Below are 13,943 nucleotides of genomic sequence, written 5' to 3'. Positions count from 1 at the left end.
TTCCATGCTGATATTGATTAATTACCTTTTTCAAAATGTTTTAAAGAGATGGATGAACCTTGATAAATCAACGTTTTTCAGATTTTCATTTTCAGAATGTTCTCAGGTTTTTCAAACTCAATAGGCACGAAATGGCACAAGAGGAAAGCGGTATTTTAGAATTAATTCCATAATATGCATTCCAAAAATGGCACCTATTTTTCTGAACTTAAAAGATTATATATTTATGATCTTTTTTACATTTATCTCAAAGTGAATAACCACTGTCAAGGTAATGGAATTTTTTGATTTGCAGGTTGATGTATATAGCATAAACGGTTTAATGAATAAAAAGACTTGAGCTTCACTTTCACCTTTGGCTACATCCAGACCAACGACTGGAACATAGCTAAACTCAGCCACATTGTAAACATTCTTGGTAAGAAGTGTTGAACCGATTGAAGCCTGCAAAAATCTTACGCACCGATCAAAAGGGCTCCATCGTATTTACAACAAACGGCAGCACGTTAAGTTTTTAACTTCATAATCTAGCTTTTATAATAGTTCCTGCTCCATTACTTAATTAAAAAAGAAGTTGCCGTAACCACTAAGAAAAAGTCAATAATAATGGCACCTTAGAAATTTTTATATTTAGATATCATATTGACTTTTAAATTCGAAAATCTCATCAACAGCTTGGTGATACCCACCCGATTTTTGAAAGGATTCCCTAATATTTGCAACAGCTTTATGGAAAGATGGGTGGTTTAACACATGATTTAAGGCTTCACGTAGTTGATTTGCAGTCAAGCTTTGCATTTGTAATTGAATACCGGCTCCGATATTGGCAACTTGTTGAGCAATTATCGGCTGATCCGCGCTTTGCGGGATTACAATTAGCGGAACCCCGTAATAGAGACCTTCATTGGTACTGTTCATTCCACCATGTGTGATAAATAATTTAGTGTATTTCAGCACCTCAGTTTGTGGAACATAATTTTTTACAATGAAGTTTTTAGGAATCTCCCCAAATCAGATATTTGAGCTTTTTTCCCAATAGACATGACAACAGTATGATCAGTGTTCTCAAATGCCTTAAAACAAAGCTTATAGAAATCAATTGCTTGGTTAAAGACAGTACCCAGTGAAATATAAATTAGGCTTTTTACCTTGATTGCGGTAAGGTCGAAGTTGTCTTGCGTTGATCGTAAAGAGATGGATGGACCTACAAATTTGTAAGTTTGGTCAAATGTTTCTCCAAAGGGTTGAAACTCCCTAGTTGTATAATTGATTGTAAATGGTGCAGGGTTACAAAAAACTTCATAAGGAGAACGAATTTCAACATCATATTTTTCTTTAATTTTTGTTGTCAAGTTTTGAAAATCATTATTTATCGTATTAACAATTTCTGTTGGGATATTTTGTGAAAGATGTTCCAACATTTTATCAAATGATGCTTTGGTCTGTGAAAAAGAAGTACAAGAATTAATTGCCGGAAGTTTAAGTATTCGTGCAAGAAAACGTCCACAACCAAACATTGAATCGTGAATGATATAATCAAAATGTTCCCCTTCGATTTGCTCCAGAACACTAGGTATTATGATATCTGCCGTACGCAAAAGACCATTGATTCTCTCGAGTAAATAATTTCTTCCATCTGAGTTAAAAGCTTTTATAAATTTTTCACCGTCAAATGTTCGTACTGTGGCTCCCGTCTTCTCAATACGTTCTCGAAAAGCTTCTATCGTAAAGTACACTACCTCTTCTCCACGCGAAATAAGCTCTTGCACAACTCCAATAGTTGGATTAATATGTCCTTCTGATCCACCATTAATAAATAAAATACGTGCCATTATAACCACTCCTTGGGTAAAATGTTCTCTGGATTGTGTAAGAGAAAGGGCACCAAATTTCGTGACGGTTTTATCGTGAAGGTTTTATATGGAACGTAGAAAATCTTATTACCGGGGAAACTAGATTTTAGAAGTACCATTGTCACAATAAATAAAAAAGTGAGAATCATCGACTGAAAACTCGCAGTAGAAAAGGTGAGGTCCGAAGACCATCACCTCAACTTTGAGAATAAGTAACTTTTCTCTTATGCCTGTCGAATGCTTGATTGTTCGGTTTGAGTATTGACCCATTCCTGCTGGCGGAACTCTTTTTCCCACTTTGAAACCACAATACAAGCGAGAACATGTCCGGGTGTATTACAGGCAGTACGTGCCATATCCAGCACACGGTCAATGCCTGCGATAATGGCGACACCTTCTGCAGGAAGCCCTACTGCTGAGGCGGTGGCTAAAAGTACAACCAGCGAGCCGGATGGAACAGCCGCAATTCCTTTTGAGGTTGCAACAAGAACCCCCATTAAAATTAACTGTTGGCCAAAATCCATCGGGATTCCAAATGCTTGTGCTAAGAAAATAGAGCAAACTGAAAGGTACAATGTCGAACCATCACAATTCAATGATAGTCCAGAAGGAATAACAAAAGATACAACACGTTTCGAACAACCATATGCCTCCATTCTACTCATTAACTGCGGAAGAATAGTTTCCGTACTTGTTGTAGAAAATGCGATAAGGAACAAATCCCATATCATTCGAAACAATTTAAAGTAAGAAATCTTTAAGAACCAAGCGATCAAAGGAAACAGACCGAAAATAACAATAGCAAGCCCAAGATACACGACCCCAATTAACTTTGCCATAGGGACTAAAAGGGCGATACCAAACTGACCTACAGAGGCTGCCATGAGAGCGAGTACACCAATCGGTGCAGTTACCATGACCATTTGTGTCAGTTTAAACATAATTTTGGCGACTGACTCCATGAACTTTATTGCCGGCTCTGACGTTTTGCCAATGGCTCCAGCAGCAACACCAAATAATATAGCGAAGAATATAACAGCTAATAAATCACTTTTTGCCATCGCATCAACAATGTTGCTTGGGATGATGTTAACTAGCATCGTTTTAAAATCAACAACTTTGGAAACGCCCTCATTTAATGGTGCGATATCATTCTTTGCAAGATGAGACATATTAAGCCCGGCACCTGGCTTTAAAGTGTTAGCAAGTAAAAGACCAATACCTAGAATCAACGTGGTAATGAATTCAAACCAAATAATTGTTTTAAGTCCTAATGAACCCATTTTTTTCATGCTTCCGCCGCCTGATGACCCAATGACAATTGTAGTGAAAACAATAGGCACAACAATCATTTTAATAAGATGAATAAAAGCGTCGCCAACTGGTCTTAAAGCTTGGCCAAGTTCAGGAAAAAAATGTCCGATAAGCGCTCCTATAACCAATGCAATTAACACTTGAAAAGCAAAAAACTTTTTCATAGGCTGTCCTCCCTGAACGAAAAATTAATAGCATCGTCCCATTTTATATTATTTCTTAGATTATTTCTTTCTCTTTTGAACCTTTTCAATGAGAAAGTAAAAATCGCATCTAAAATTATTTCTACATTTTTCATGGATAACCTCCCATATAAATAATTTTGTGAATATTGTAATATCATAGTTCCTAAATTGGACGATAGTACCAATATTTGACACTCACACACACTATGGCTTTCAAAGGTAGGCTCCATCATACAAGACCATTTTTAATAAGCTAATAAAGATATAAAGAAGAAAAGCAAATTTTTTCAACTCTCCTTTCTATTAAACTTTAATAATATTCTATGAAATTAAATGAAACCTGATTGGATAAAAGACGATAAAACCTACCATTTTTGAGTTTGGCACGAGGCTTTAAACATGAAAATTCAGGACTATATTGTTCAACCCACCACATAATCTTTGTATTTCCAAGTTTTATTGCACAAATACAAAAAAGATGACTGCGAAAAGCAATCGCCTTTATTAACGAAATTTTACGTAATTAAGTGGTTATTAAACTAGGCCGTTGTATGATCGGTGTCTTCTCCCCTTAAATCAATGAGATTGGTCCCATGTGCTGTGGCCATTCCAGTGATTAAGGTAGTTGCCAGCAACAGCCCGCTCAAATCGGAATAGCCTAATATCCATTTGCGCTTCATCTTCTCGAAATCCATATGAGGCAGCATCTCAATTAGAAGTTCCCCGCCCCATGGAGGAATAATGATATCGATCCCTTCACTCTGCATCGTCTCGTTAAATTAATCGCCACGTGCTGCTGCATCTGCTGATTTGGCCTTGCTTTGTGTCCAAGGCGTCTTGCCGCTTTTTACTTGGAATCCTTCATCCTTCATTTGCTGAATGGCTTGTTTTAAATGGTCATGAAGCTCAGGCTGTAAACCAGACGAAGGGGCTGTTACCCCAATAGTGGTTCCTTTTTTTAGATATGGATAGATTGCAGTCCCCCCTTTTATAGAGCTTTGTTCATGACGATCCGGTTTTCGTTCACTCTGAAACCATTTTTCTCGTAAAACGCTTGTGCCAATCCTTCCTTAGCTGTTAATAAATATAGACTTTGAATCTCTCTTCTTTTCAGTTCTACTTCAAACCCATTCAGCATTTTAGTTCCATAGCCCTTCCCTTGAATCTTGTTGTTTACACAGAGTTCAGCAATATAGAACGTTAAACCGTTATCGGTCTTTTTGCTGTTGCCCGCTATAAAGCCAATGAGCTGGCCGCTCTCATAAAATACATAACCGAGAAACTTCGGTGTATTCAGCAAATCGGATAACCTTTCCTTTGCCGTTTCAACGGTCCAGTTCTCATTCCAAGGACTGCTGTTAAAAACGTTTTGATAAAGTTCAATACATGCATCCAGGTTTTCTTCTTTCATCAAAACACTTTGTATAGACACTACCATTCTTCCTTTCTTTTCACGGGTTATCTGCCAATTTCCCATACTTTATCTTATATTCATTCTAATAGAGCTGGTACAATTTAGAAACTAAAAAAAGCAGCTAAGAAGCTGCTCGGGCAATCGGTATAGATCCGTTTATTGTACAAGTTTCTTTGCCGTTCCTTTCTGGAAAAAACCATGCAATTAGGCAGAAAAAGTGTTTTCCCGACAGTGGAGGCTCTGAAAATGCCCGTTTTAGCTTTAAAGTCGTAGCGTCAGATTTTTTTTCAAGTCTGTAGGTTTTATGTTCATGTTCAAAAAATTGGTTTTATGTTCAAAGAGCAATCATTTATTTTCAAACGGTTTATACGCGACACTATTCGACGGATTTCTACCTGTTTTTTTTTAATAGAACTTATCAAAAGTTCTCCACTCTCTCCTTTGTGCCACTTTTTGCATAACGCTTAACCAAACGACTAGAAATCATAGTTTTATAAACAATTTGTGATGACACAACACCCAGCAATGCCCCTGCTATTACATCGATGGGATAATGTACACCAACCCAAACGCGTGAAAAGGCGACGCAAAAAGCGAGCAGAAGACAAATGAAGCCTTCTTTCCTTCTGAAGAGCCAAATGGTGGTACAGATTGAAAAGAAGATTATGGCATGGTCACTTGGAAATGAATTATCAATTCCATGCTCGACCAGCTGATGCACGTTCGACAGTTCCGCAAAAGGCTGATGATGAGAATAGAGCAGACCTGCCAGTTTGCCAAGAATCTCTGCTATCCCACAACTCACGATCGCAAAAACAATCATCAGCCGGTTGCGGTTGGAGCGAGTGAAACAGTAGCCGATAATAAGGATCCCAAGTGCATAGAGCATATACTCCGCTAAAAACACCATGACTGGGTTTGCAGCGGAAAAACTGCCGGCCAGATCATTGATACTCCTAAAGGTTTCATTATTAAATTGTGTAAGTGTCATTTTTTGCCCCTTTTTTAATGATTTATCCTTTTTCCTCTATTTCTATTTTATGAGGGAACAAGGCTCACTTACCATGTGCAAACCTTACACTTTCTTACAATGATGTAAGGTTGCCATTAAAAAAGCGGAACCCTGAAAAAAGGTTCCACCCCCCTCGTTATTTACTTCGTGATTGCTGCATATTTAGCTTTTGTCACGTTTTCTAAATCTCTCGGTGACAGGTCGATCTGCAGTCCAATCTTCCCTCCGCTTACGATGATGGTCTCCTGTGCTTTCGCCGCTTCTTCTATGATTGTAGGAAGCAGTTTTTTCATGCCTACAGGCGAGCAGCCCCCTCGAACATATCCTGTAACGGCCAGCAATTCTTTTACAGGAAGCATTTCAACTTTCTTTTCATCGACCGCTTTGGCCGCTTTCTTTAGGTCAAGCTCCGCTTCGACCGGAATTACAAAAACATAATATTCCTTGCCAGAGCCTTGGGCAACCAGTGTCTTGTATACAACCCCCGGTTCACGCCCTATTTTGTGAGCCACAGATACCCCATCAATCTTGCCGTCCTCTGTACTGTAACTCATATTTTCATAGTCTATTTTTTCCTTGTCCAGTATTCTCATCGCGTTCGTTTTGGTTTTTTTCATATCCTTCTCCTTATTTCCTGTTTCTTCTCATTATAAAGGACTGCTTAGATCTGCTACTTCTTTTCTCTTCGCCTGCAGCAAGGAAAAAGACAAGACAGCAGAAACCATAATTAGAGCAGCTCCAAGAATGTAAACGGCACGGATGTTGATTGCATCTGCTACAAAGCCCATTAAAAATATAGATAGGCTCGTAATGATGGACAATAGAATTCCCCTGCTGGCGTACACTTTGGGCAGATGTTCACTCTCAATGTTGGTTTGGAAAGCTGTTTGCTGTGCAACATCCCTGAGCTGATAGGAAGGTCCCATGGCCACACACAAAAGAAGTGCAAAGAACGGAACACTGTTTAAACCATATAAAAAGGTAAAAAGGCTGAACAGGAATGATCCTGCTGCCATGCTTAAGATCAGATGTTTCTGAATTCTTTTGGCCAGCCATAGGGTGCAAATTCCGCCTAGAATCGTTCCGGCATAATAGCTAGCGTTAATGAACCCCCACCATTGCTCGCCCCTATGTAAAACTTCTTTTACATAAATCAATGTCAGCGCACCGATCCAAATCGAGCCTGCCACTCCTTCAATAGCATCCATCAACGTCACCATACGCAGGGATGGAATTTTCCACAAGTAGATCCAGCCCTCTTTCATTAGGGCCCATTTCGTTGAAGGGAAAGGTTTTACCTCCTCTTTCTCATAAAAATACCGGCCGCAAATGATTAAGCAGATTACCGCCAGCCCGGAGTCCTTTGCATCAGCCGTTCATTCCTTTTTTTGTAATTTATATTTATTATAATATTATAAATATTTTCATTGAACAATGAGTATTTCCACATAAAAAAGCCTGGCACATAATATGCCAGACTGATTTTAATGCTGTTTTTTAGTTTTTGTATTCCATATAGACAGCATGTGTCACAAGGAAATCTTCCACGCCATGTTTTCCGTCCGCGCCGCCAAGGCCAGATTTTCTGCGGCCAGCGTGATAACCCTGGATGGCTTCAAAGTTTTCCCGGTTTACAAAGGTTTCACCAAATTTCAATTCATTGGCAGCCCTCATCGCTTCGTGCACGTTTTCCGTATAGATGGAAGAAGAAAGACCGTAATCGGAATCATTGGCCCATTCGATCGCCTCGTCAAGCGTTTTGTATGTGACCACCGGGAGAACAGGTCCAAATATTTCTTCTTGGATGATCTTCATATCCTGGGTGACATTCGTAATGACCGTCGGTTCGTAAAAGTATCCTTTTTCGATATTTGCCCGTTTGCCTCCTGTCAGCACTCTAGCACCGCTTTTCACAGCACCCTCTACCATCTCATGAACAGTTTCCAGACGGTTTTGGCTGACCAGAGGCCCCATTTCAGTATCTTTATCTGATGCCTTTCCTACATTTGTCTCTCTCATCGCATTCACCATTTTATCAATAAACGCATCGGCCACTTTTTCATGCACATAGACACGCTCAGCGTTCGTACAAGCCTGGCCAGCATTCGTAATTCTCGACGTTTTGATTTTCTCAACCGCCAGATCCAGATCGGCGTGTTCGGTGACAATAGCTGGTGCTTTTCCACCCAGCTCAAGATTCACTTTGGTAATGTTCTTCGCTGCCGCTTCCATCACTTTAGATCCGGCACCAACGCTTCCAGTCATGGTGACAATCCCTACTTTAGGATGAGTAGCCATCGCATTGCCGATCACTGAACCTTTGCCCGTTACAAAATTATAAACACCCGGAGGAATTTCATTCTTCATGCTGTCAATCAGCTTCGTGAATTCTGCTGCTGTGTTAGGCGTCTGCTGACTCGGCTTCAGGACGATGGAACAGCCTGTGATAAGAGCTGTTGCAACCTTTCTTGCCAAAATAAACACCGGAAAATTCCAAGGAACGATTCCTGCAACGACTCCGATCGGTTTACGGTATATAAAGATGTTTTCATTTGGCCGATCGCTCGGTACAATCTCGCCTTCGATACGGCGGGCCCATTCGGACATATAGTAAAAGTATTCAATCGCGGTATCGACCTCTCCTCCAGCTGCCTCAATGCTTTTTCCCTGTTCTTCTGACAGCAGTTTAACGAAAGTCTCGCGATTCTCCTGAATTTTGTCTCCCAGTTTTCGGACAGCCTTGCCGCGCTGGATACTCGGGACTTTTTCCCATTTTTTCTGTCCTTCAAAAGCTGCTTCGATCGCTCGGTTGATGTCTTCTTCTGTTCCATTATATATGGTCGAAATCACCTCTTCAGTCGAGGGATTTACTACATCAATCGTTTCATTGGAAGTGGAAGATCCATATTCTCCATTAATATAGAGCTGATGTGGTTTCACTAAAAAATCCTCCCTTACTTATTTTAAGTGCACACCGTACTCTTCCACGTTTCTTCCTGGTTAAAACATTTCCATATATCGAAAACATTCATACAAACTAGTATCCAATTCCCCCTTTTCTATAAAAACGCATGTCTCCTCCCCCTAAAGGCATACAGTAGAAAAGAGGACAAGGAAAGGGGTCAGACATGGAGTTCTTCATTTCATTCGCACATTTTATTTTTTTGGGACTGAGTCTGGCGGCACCAATTGGGCCGATGAATATAGAGGTAATGAAACGCGGGCTGACACAAGGATTCCTTGCTTCCTGGTGTGTGGGGCTTGGAGGACTTACCGGGGATGTTCTTCTCCTTCTCGGCATTTATTTTGGCCTGGGTGAAATCATGCAGGTAAACTGGATACAAATAATCATGTACATAGTTGGCATTATTCTATTAATCTATCTAGGATTTCAGAGTATAGGTTCAGCCTTAACCTTTTCCTTAAAGCTAACTACAGAGAACGATATGAACCGGCGAAGTGCCTACATAACAGGGTTAATGATCGCGCTTGCCAACCCCATTTCCCTCATTTTTTGGTTTGGTGTTTTCGGAACTTCCCTGAATATCTTAACCTCTTCCCACTCTGTTGTATTCTCTCTTGCCTGCAGTTTTGCCATTATTCTGGGTTTGTTCTTATGGAACCTCAATCTTGTATTTACCGTTCATTTCTCCAAACGGCTGATGAGCCCCAGTGTCATGCGGAGCTCTATGTTCCTGGCAGGCTTTTGTCTGCTTGGTTTTGCTTGCCACTTCACCGTCCAATTGTATAAATTAATAATATCATTGGTTTAAGAGGGGGATTCTGAATGGGAAATGTGTGGGATGCTGAAATGGTTGTATCACCTTTTATGGCAAAACAGCTCATTGAAGGTCAGTTCCCGGAACTTGCACCCGGAGAAGTCAATGAAATAGGCAAAGGGTTTGATAATACTGTTTATTCTGTAAATGGAAAATATATTTTCCGGTTTCCACGCCGAGCGATCGCGGTTCCCCTTTTAAAGACTGAAAACAAGTTGCTGCCGCCTTTAGCAGAAAAAATGCCGTTACCGATTGCTACACCATGTTATTTTGGCTCACCCGTTCCAGATTTGTATCCCTGGCCTTTTACCGGCTACTATCTTATTCCCGGAAAACCGCCAGGCTGTTTATCTCATGCAGAACGAATAACCTCAGCGGTGCCGCTAGGCCGTTTTCTTCGGGCACTTCATGCGTTTCCGGCAGAACAGGCAAAGTCCCTGCAAGTGCCTTATGATGAGCTGGACCGATTAGGTGTCGAGAATCGCCGTCCAAAGCTGCTTGGCTTTTTAAACGAAATTAGGGACCTTCAGCTTTATGAACGAGTGGATGATCTTGAGCAAATCGTTCAAAATACAGAACCCCACGAAACGGCTGGACATGAAGTTCTCGTACATGGAGATCTGCATATTCGCAACATAACAGTGGATGCTAATGGGAAAGTTTCGGGAATCATTGACTGGGGAGACGTACATATTGGTCATCCTGCAGTGGACCTGTCCATCGTCTACAGTTTTCTTCCTCCAGAAGGCCGGGAGATGTTCTTTCATGTATATGGCGAAATAGACCTTCAGACCCAAGAACTCGCAAGGTTTAAGGCTCTCTATACGACCGTTCTTCTTATGCTTTACGGACATGGCCATCAGGATGCAGAATTAATAAAAGCCGCTGGTCAAAGCTTGGACCTCCTTCGCTTGTGACCGGCGGCTTTTTTGTTATTTAACGTCTGGAACGATTTCCTCAAGTGGTTCGTGAATTGGAAAACTCAGCAGGATGGTTGTTCCTTTGCCTTCATCACTTTTCAACAATCCCGGAATCAAAAAAGGAAATCCAGCCAGCTTTCCTTTTTAATTCGCCTCTCCATTAAAAGAAGAGTCCTCTTGTTCCTTTTTATGCTTCATATGCTCCACATGGGCTGCGCCCCAATAGTGCATAGCATCCATAATCGGCCCTAAGCTTTTGCCGTATTCGGTAATGGAGTATTCTACTTTCGGTGGGATTTGGGGATAGACCACCCTTTGTACAATATCCTGCTCTTCTAATTCACGCAGGTGAAGCGTCAGCATGCGCTGGGTAATATCCGGCATTAACCTTCGTAATTCGTTAAACCTTAAAATATCACCGGAAAGCAGATGCTGAATGATGATCGGTTTCCACTTTCCCACAATCATATCGAGTGCCACAACCACCTGACATTGTTCTGGATTTTTCTTCATAAAGCGGCCCTCCGTTTTACAGTACCTTTTTTTATACTATACCACATGAATGTGCCTACTTCACAAATCTGCGCCTATGATTAATAATTGCTAATGCAGGGAAATTACAATAACTGCTCTATATCACAACCAGAAAAGGTGGAATACACTATGGCAAAAGTATTATATATTACAGCCCACCCGCATAATGAAACTCAATCTTTCAGTATGGCTGCAGGTAAGGCTTTTATCGACACTTATAAAGAAGTGAATGCAGACGACGAAGTGGTGCATATCGACCTTTATAAAGAAAACATTCCGCAAATTGACGCTGACGTATTCAGCGGCTGGGGAAAACTTCAAAGCGGAAAAGGGTTTGAAGAACTATCTGCTGAAGAGAAAACAAAAGTACAGCGTCTTGGTGAACTGAGCGAAAAGTTCGTTGAAGCCGATAAATACGTTTTCGTTACACCATTGTGGAACTTCTCTTTCCCGCCAGTTATGAAAGCTTATCTTGATTCAGTAGCTGTTGCAGGTAAATCATTCAAATATACAGAACAAGGACCAGTTGGTCTTTTAACGGACAAGAAAGCTCTTCATATTCAAGCTCGCGGCGGTGTTTACTCAGAAGGCCCAGCTGCTGATCTTGAAATGGGGCATCGTTATTTGAGTGTAATGATGAACTTCTTCGGGGTTCCTTCATTGGAAGGAGTATTTATTGAAGGGCATGCTGCTATGCCTGATAAGGCTCAAGAAATTAAAGAAAACGGTATTGCACGTGCGAAGGATGCCGCACATACATTTTAAGTTGATAGAAAAACAAGGCGGTTCTTTTAGAAACCCCCTTGTTTTTTTTTAGGTTTTGTTAAAGGCATACTGTTGATTTCCTTTTATAATGGGCAGCGCATACTGATGCTTAAAAGAGGTCCTCAAGCCTTTTTCCCAAAATAATAAGGGGTGTTAGCTGGCGATGATAAGAGCCGGCTAATTTGTGAAACAAATGAAGCGCCCGAAAAGCAGAAGGTTAAAAGCTTGCTTACACCCTTCTGCTTTTCAAAAGGCGATTCAATCACACCTCACTAGTTAATCAACAACATTGACTAGCAGAGCTTTTTATTAAAATAAAATCTGGTCAAACGCTTCTTTTAGGTAACTGTTCAGCAAAGGAATCGTAAACTCCTTGTCATACCGTTCGGAAGCCACCCGGCCGCCGTCCCATCCGAGTGTATCAAGTTCCCCCACTTCTCCCTCATCCTTTAGCTGTACCAGGATTGTGCCGTTCGGAGTCCGTTCAAAACTGAGCACTGTCTGTTTAATCATAATTTGTGCAAAAACACCTGGCACTGCTTCATTTATTCGAATATTGATCTCATCTGTTTTTTCTTCCACAATTCTTAATTTGAACTTCATATCACTAAAGAAAACATTGATGGAATGCTGAGTTTTATCAATATGAACTCTTGCTTTATGGTCCAAAATGTACATTTCCTTAACCTTTTGGATAAGTTTTTCAGAGTATGACATAATCCACCTGCCTTTATCTTTCTAAGGCATTACATTCGATAAAAAAGGAAGTTTTTCCTTCTCCATTTTTGTCTCTTTTTCAGTTGGCGCGTCATTTTTTATCCATGTTATACATTCCTCTTCTAAGGGGTAAAATACAAGCTGTGAATTATTACAAGCACATTGTTTTATCATATTATTTTGATTGTGTTACTATGGTTTTGTTTTTAACTTTTAAAATTACAGGAGGGAACTTGTCCATGCCACATCTTTTTTCTCCACTTACCATCAAGGATATAACACTTCGAAACAGAATTGGGGTTTCTCCCATGTGCCAATACAGTGCTGAGGATGGAATGCCGAATGACTGGCATTTTGTTCACTTAGGTTCACGCGCTGTTGGCGGAGCGGGTCTGGTTATAGTAGAAGCTACAGCGGTAGAAGCCCGAGGCAGAATTTCGCCAGAAGATCTTGGCATCTATACAGATCAGCACATTGAACCATTTAAACGTATCACCCGTTTCATAAAAGAACATGGAGCTGTACCTGGCATCCAGCTGGCACATGCCGGAAGAAAAGCCTCTACCTACAGTCCTTGGAAACAAAAAGAAGCATCTGCTGCTGGAGTGCCGAATGAGCAAGGCGGCTGGAATGTGATCGGTCCAAGCGCGATCCCTTTTAGTGAAGGATACAAAGAACCTAAAGAATTAAGTATAGAAGAAATTAAAGAGATTCAGGAAAACTTCAGGCTTGCAACCATCAGAGCACGGGAAGCTGGTTTCGAATGGATGGAATTCCATGGAGCTCATGGCTATTTGGCTCACAGCTTCTATTCTCCCGTCTCAAACAAACGGACTGATGAATACGGCGGCAGCTTCAAAAACCGTATTCGCTTTTTCATCGAGACTGTTCGTGTGATGAGAAAAGAATGGCCGGAAAACCTTCCTTTCACTGTCCGCATTTCCTCTTCAGACTGGGTAGATGACGGCTGGACGCTTGAGGACTCTATCGAGCTGGCCAAGCTGCTGAAAGATGAAGGAGTAGACCTGATTGATTGCAGTTCCGGCGGTAATCTGCCGAAAGCGCCGATTCCTGTCGGCGCCGGCTATCAGAATCTTTTTGCTGAAAAAATCCGCGAACAAGCCGGAATTCCGACTGCAGCTGTAGGTTTGATCACACAAGGCATGCAGGCCGATGAAATCATCCGCAACGAAAAAGCGGATCTTGTACTGCTTGCACGCGAGCTCCTTCGTGATCCATATTGGCCATTGCGTGCCGCCGAAACGGTTCATCAAAAAGAAGCACTTGATATCCCTGTACAATACGAGCGGGGCTGGTAAAAAAGAAAAGCGCAAGCGACCAGAGACGAAAAGAGCATTTGTTTTCGTCCTTCCAGTTCGTTTTCAGCCCTGGTCGCTGGAGCTAGACATTGCTTCTATGGCAAAGGGGGTGTCCAAGAAGTCTGGTAGCT

General features: G+C 41.2%; 12 protein-coding genes and 2 pseudogenes. 4 read left to right on the top strand and 10 right to left on the bottom strand.

The features are described from left to right. Window positions 1–630: 630 nt before the first annotated feature. The 8 genes and pseudogenes from P4361_RS05370 to aldA all read right to left on the bottom strand — a co-directional run bounded on the left by P4361_RS05370 (window position 631) and on the right by aldA (window position 8,718). Window positions 631–1,832: pseudogene (locus P4361_RS05370) on the bottom strand (macrolide family glycosyltransferase). 245 nt (window positions 1,833–2,077) lie between these two features. Continuing rightward, complete coding sequence (locus P4361_RS05365) at window positions 2,078–3,331, bottom strand: dicarboxylate/amino acid:cation symporter (RefSeq protein WP_256227218.1); 1,254 nt, start codon at window positions 3,329–3,331, stop codon at window positions 2,078–2,080. A gap of 563 nt (window positions 3,332–3,894) precedes the next feature. Beyond that, window positions 3,895–4,326, bottom strand: a pseudogene (locus tag P4361_RS05360) (LD-carboxypeptidase); the annotation flags it as partial. Between the two features lie 14 nt (window positions 4,327–4,340). Then, complete coding sequence (locus P4361_RS05355; protein WP_375162217.1) at window positions 4,341–4,784, bottom strand: GNAT family N-acetyltransferase; 444 nt, start codon at window positions 4,782–4,784, stop codon at window positions 4,341–4,343. A gap of 400 nt (window positions 4,785–5,184) precedes the next feature. Continuing rightward, on the bottom strand, window positions 5,185–5,757 hold the full coding sequence (locus P4361_RS05350) for an undecaprenyl-diphosphatase (protein ID WP_328088514.1): 573 nt from the start codon (window positions 5,755–5,757) through the stop codon (window positions 5,185–5,187). Window positions 5,758–5,918: 161 nt separating this feature from the next. Continuing rightward, a complete protein-coding gene (gene ybaK, locus P4361_RS05345; protein WP_062235823.1) occupies window positions 5,919–6,395 on the bottom strand; it encodes a Cys-tRNA(Pro) deacylase in 477 nt (158 codons plus the stop codon). Window positions 6,396–6,425: 30 nt separating this feature from the next. Further along, window positions 6,426–7,022 (bottom strand): MFS transporter, encoded by a 597-nt coding sequence (locus tag P4361_RS05340; RefSeq protein ID WP_328088513.1) that lies wholly within the window; start codon window positions 7,020–7,022, stop codon window positions 6,426–6,428. A gap of 253 nt (window positions 7,023–7,275) precedes the next feature. Continuing rightward, the gene (gene aldA, locus P4361_RS05335) at window positions 7,276–8,718 is read right to left on the bottom strand and encodes an aldehyde dehydrogenase (RefSeq protein WP_256227221.1); all 1,443 of its coding nucleotides are present in this window, start codon (window positions 8,716–8,718) and stop codon (window positions 7,276–7,278) included. A 188-nt stretch (window positions 8,719–8,906) separates the two neighbouring features. Between aldA and P4361_RS05330 the strand changes: the two genes are divergently transcribed. Beyond that, the gene (locus tag P4361_RS05330) at window positions 8,907–9,551 is read left to right on the top strand and encodes a LysE family translocator (protein ID WP_328088512.1); all 645 of its coding nucleotides are present in this window, start codon (window positions 8,907–8,909) and stop codon (window positions 9,549–9,551) included. 14 nt (window positions 9,552–9,565) lie between these two features. Further along, window positions 9,566–10,474 (top strand): phosphotransferase, encoded by a 909-nt coding sequence (locus P4361_RS05325; protein ID WP_328088511.1) that lies wholly within the window; start codon window positions 9,566–9,568, stop codon window positions 10,472–10,474. Between the two features lie 147 nt (window positions 10,475–10,621). Here the strand turns inward: P4361_RS05325 and P4361_RS05320 are convergent, their stop codons facing one another. After that, on the bottom strand, window positions 10,622–10,990 hold the full coding sequence (locus P4361_RS05320) for a winged helix-turn-helix transcriptional regulator (protein WP_053355233.1): 369 nt from the start codon (window positions 10,988–10,990) through the stop codon (window positions 10,622–10,624). Window positions 10,991–11,140: 150 nt separating this feature from the next. Between P4361_RS05320 and P4361_RS05315 the strand changes: the two genes are divergently transcribed. Continuing rightward, complete coding sequence (locus tag P4361_RS05315) at window positions 11,141–11,776, top strand: FMN-dependent NADH-azoreductase (RefSeq protein WP_053355234.1); 636 nt, start codon at window positions 11,141–11,143, stop codon at window positions 11,774–11,776. Window positions 11,777–12,085: 309 nt separating this feature from the next. Here P4361_RS05315 and P4361_RS05310 read toward each other — a convergent pair whose 3' ends face one another. Then, window positions 12,086–12,493: a hypothetical protein gene (locus P4361_RS05310; RefSeq protein ID WP_053355235.1), complete on the bottom strand. Its 408-nt coding sequence runs from the start codon at window positions 12,491–12,493 to the stop codon at window positions 12,086–12,088. Window positions 12,494–12,732: 239 nt separating this feature from the next. Here P4361_RS05310 and P4361_RS05305 point away from each other — a divergent pair, with 239 nt between their 5' ends. Then, a complete protein-coding gene (locus P4361_RS05305; protein ID WP_328088510.1) occupies window positions 12,733–13,812 on the top strand; it encodes an NADH:flavin oxidoreductase/NADH oxidase in 1,080 nt (359 codons plus the stop codon). Window positions 13,813–13,943: the final 131 nt, after the last annotated feature.

Origin of the sequence: Fictibacillus sp. B-59209 (assembly GCF_036216745.1) — a bacterium.
Classification (GTDB): domain Bacteria; phylum Bacillota; class Bacilli; order Bacillales; family Fictibacillaceae; genus Fictibacillus_C; species Fictibacillus_C marinisediminis.
The sequence above is the reverse complement of the archived record's forward strand: the minus strand, read 5'-3'. Positions and strand labels throughout refer to the sequence as shown.

Excerpts from the sequence above, each read along its gene's own strand:
- P4361_RS05365 (WP_256227218.1), bottom strand. The coding sequence starts at position 3,331 with ATGAAAAAGTTTTTTGCTTTTCAAGTGTTAATTGCATTGGTTATAGGA.
- P4361_RS05350 (WP_328088514.1), bottom strand. The coding sequence starts at position 5,757 with ATGACACTTACACAATTTAATAATGAAACCTTTAGGAGTATCAATGAT.
- ybaK (WP_062235823.1), bottom strand. The coding sequence starts at position 6,395 with ATGAAAAAAACCAAAACGAACGCGATGAGAATACTGGACAAGGAAAAA.
- P4361_RS05330 (WP_328088512.1), top strand. The coding sequence starts at position 8,907 with ATGGAGTTCTTCATTTCATTCGCACATTTTATTTTTTTGGGACTGAGT.
- P4361_RS05325 (WP_328088511.1), top strand. The coding sequence starts at position 9,566 with ATGGGAAATGTGTGGGATGCTGAAATGGTTGTATCACCTTTTATGGCA.
- P4361_RS05320 (WP_053355233.1), bottom strand. The coding sequence starts at position 10,990 with ATGAAGAAAAATCCAGAACAATGTCAGGTGGTTGTGGCACTCGATATG.
- P4361_RS05315 (WP_053355234.1), top strand. The coding sequence starts at position 11,141 with ATGGCAAAAGTATTATATATTACAGCCCACCCGCATAATGAAACTCAA.
- P4361_RS05310 (WP_053355235.1), bottom strand. The coding sequence starts at position 12,493 with ATGTCATACTCTGAAAAACTTATCCAAAAGGTTAAGGAAATGTACATT.
- P4361_RS05305 (WP_328088510.1), top strand. The coding sequence starts at position 12,733 with ATGCCACATCTTTTTTCTCCACTTACCATCAAGGATATAACACTTCGA.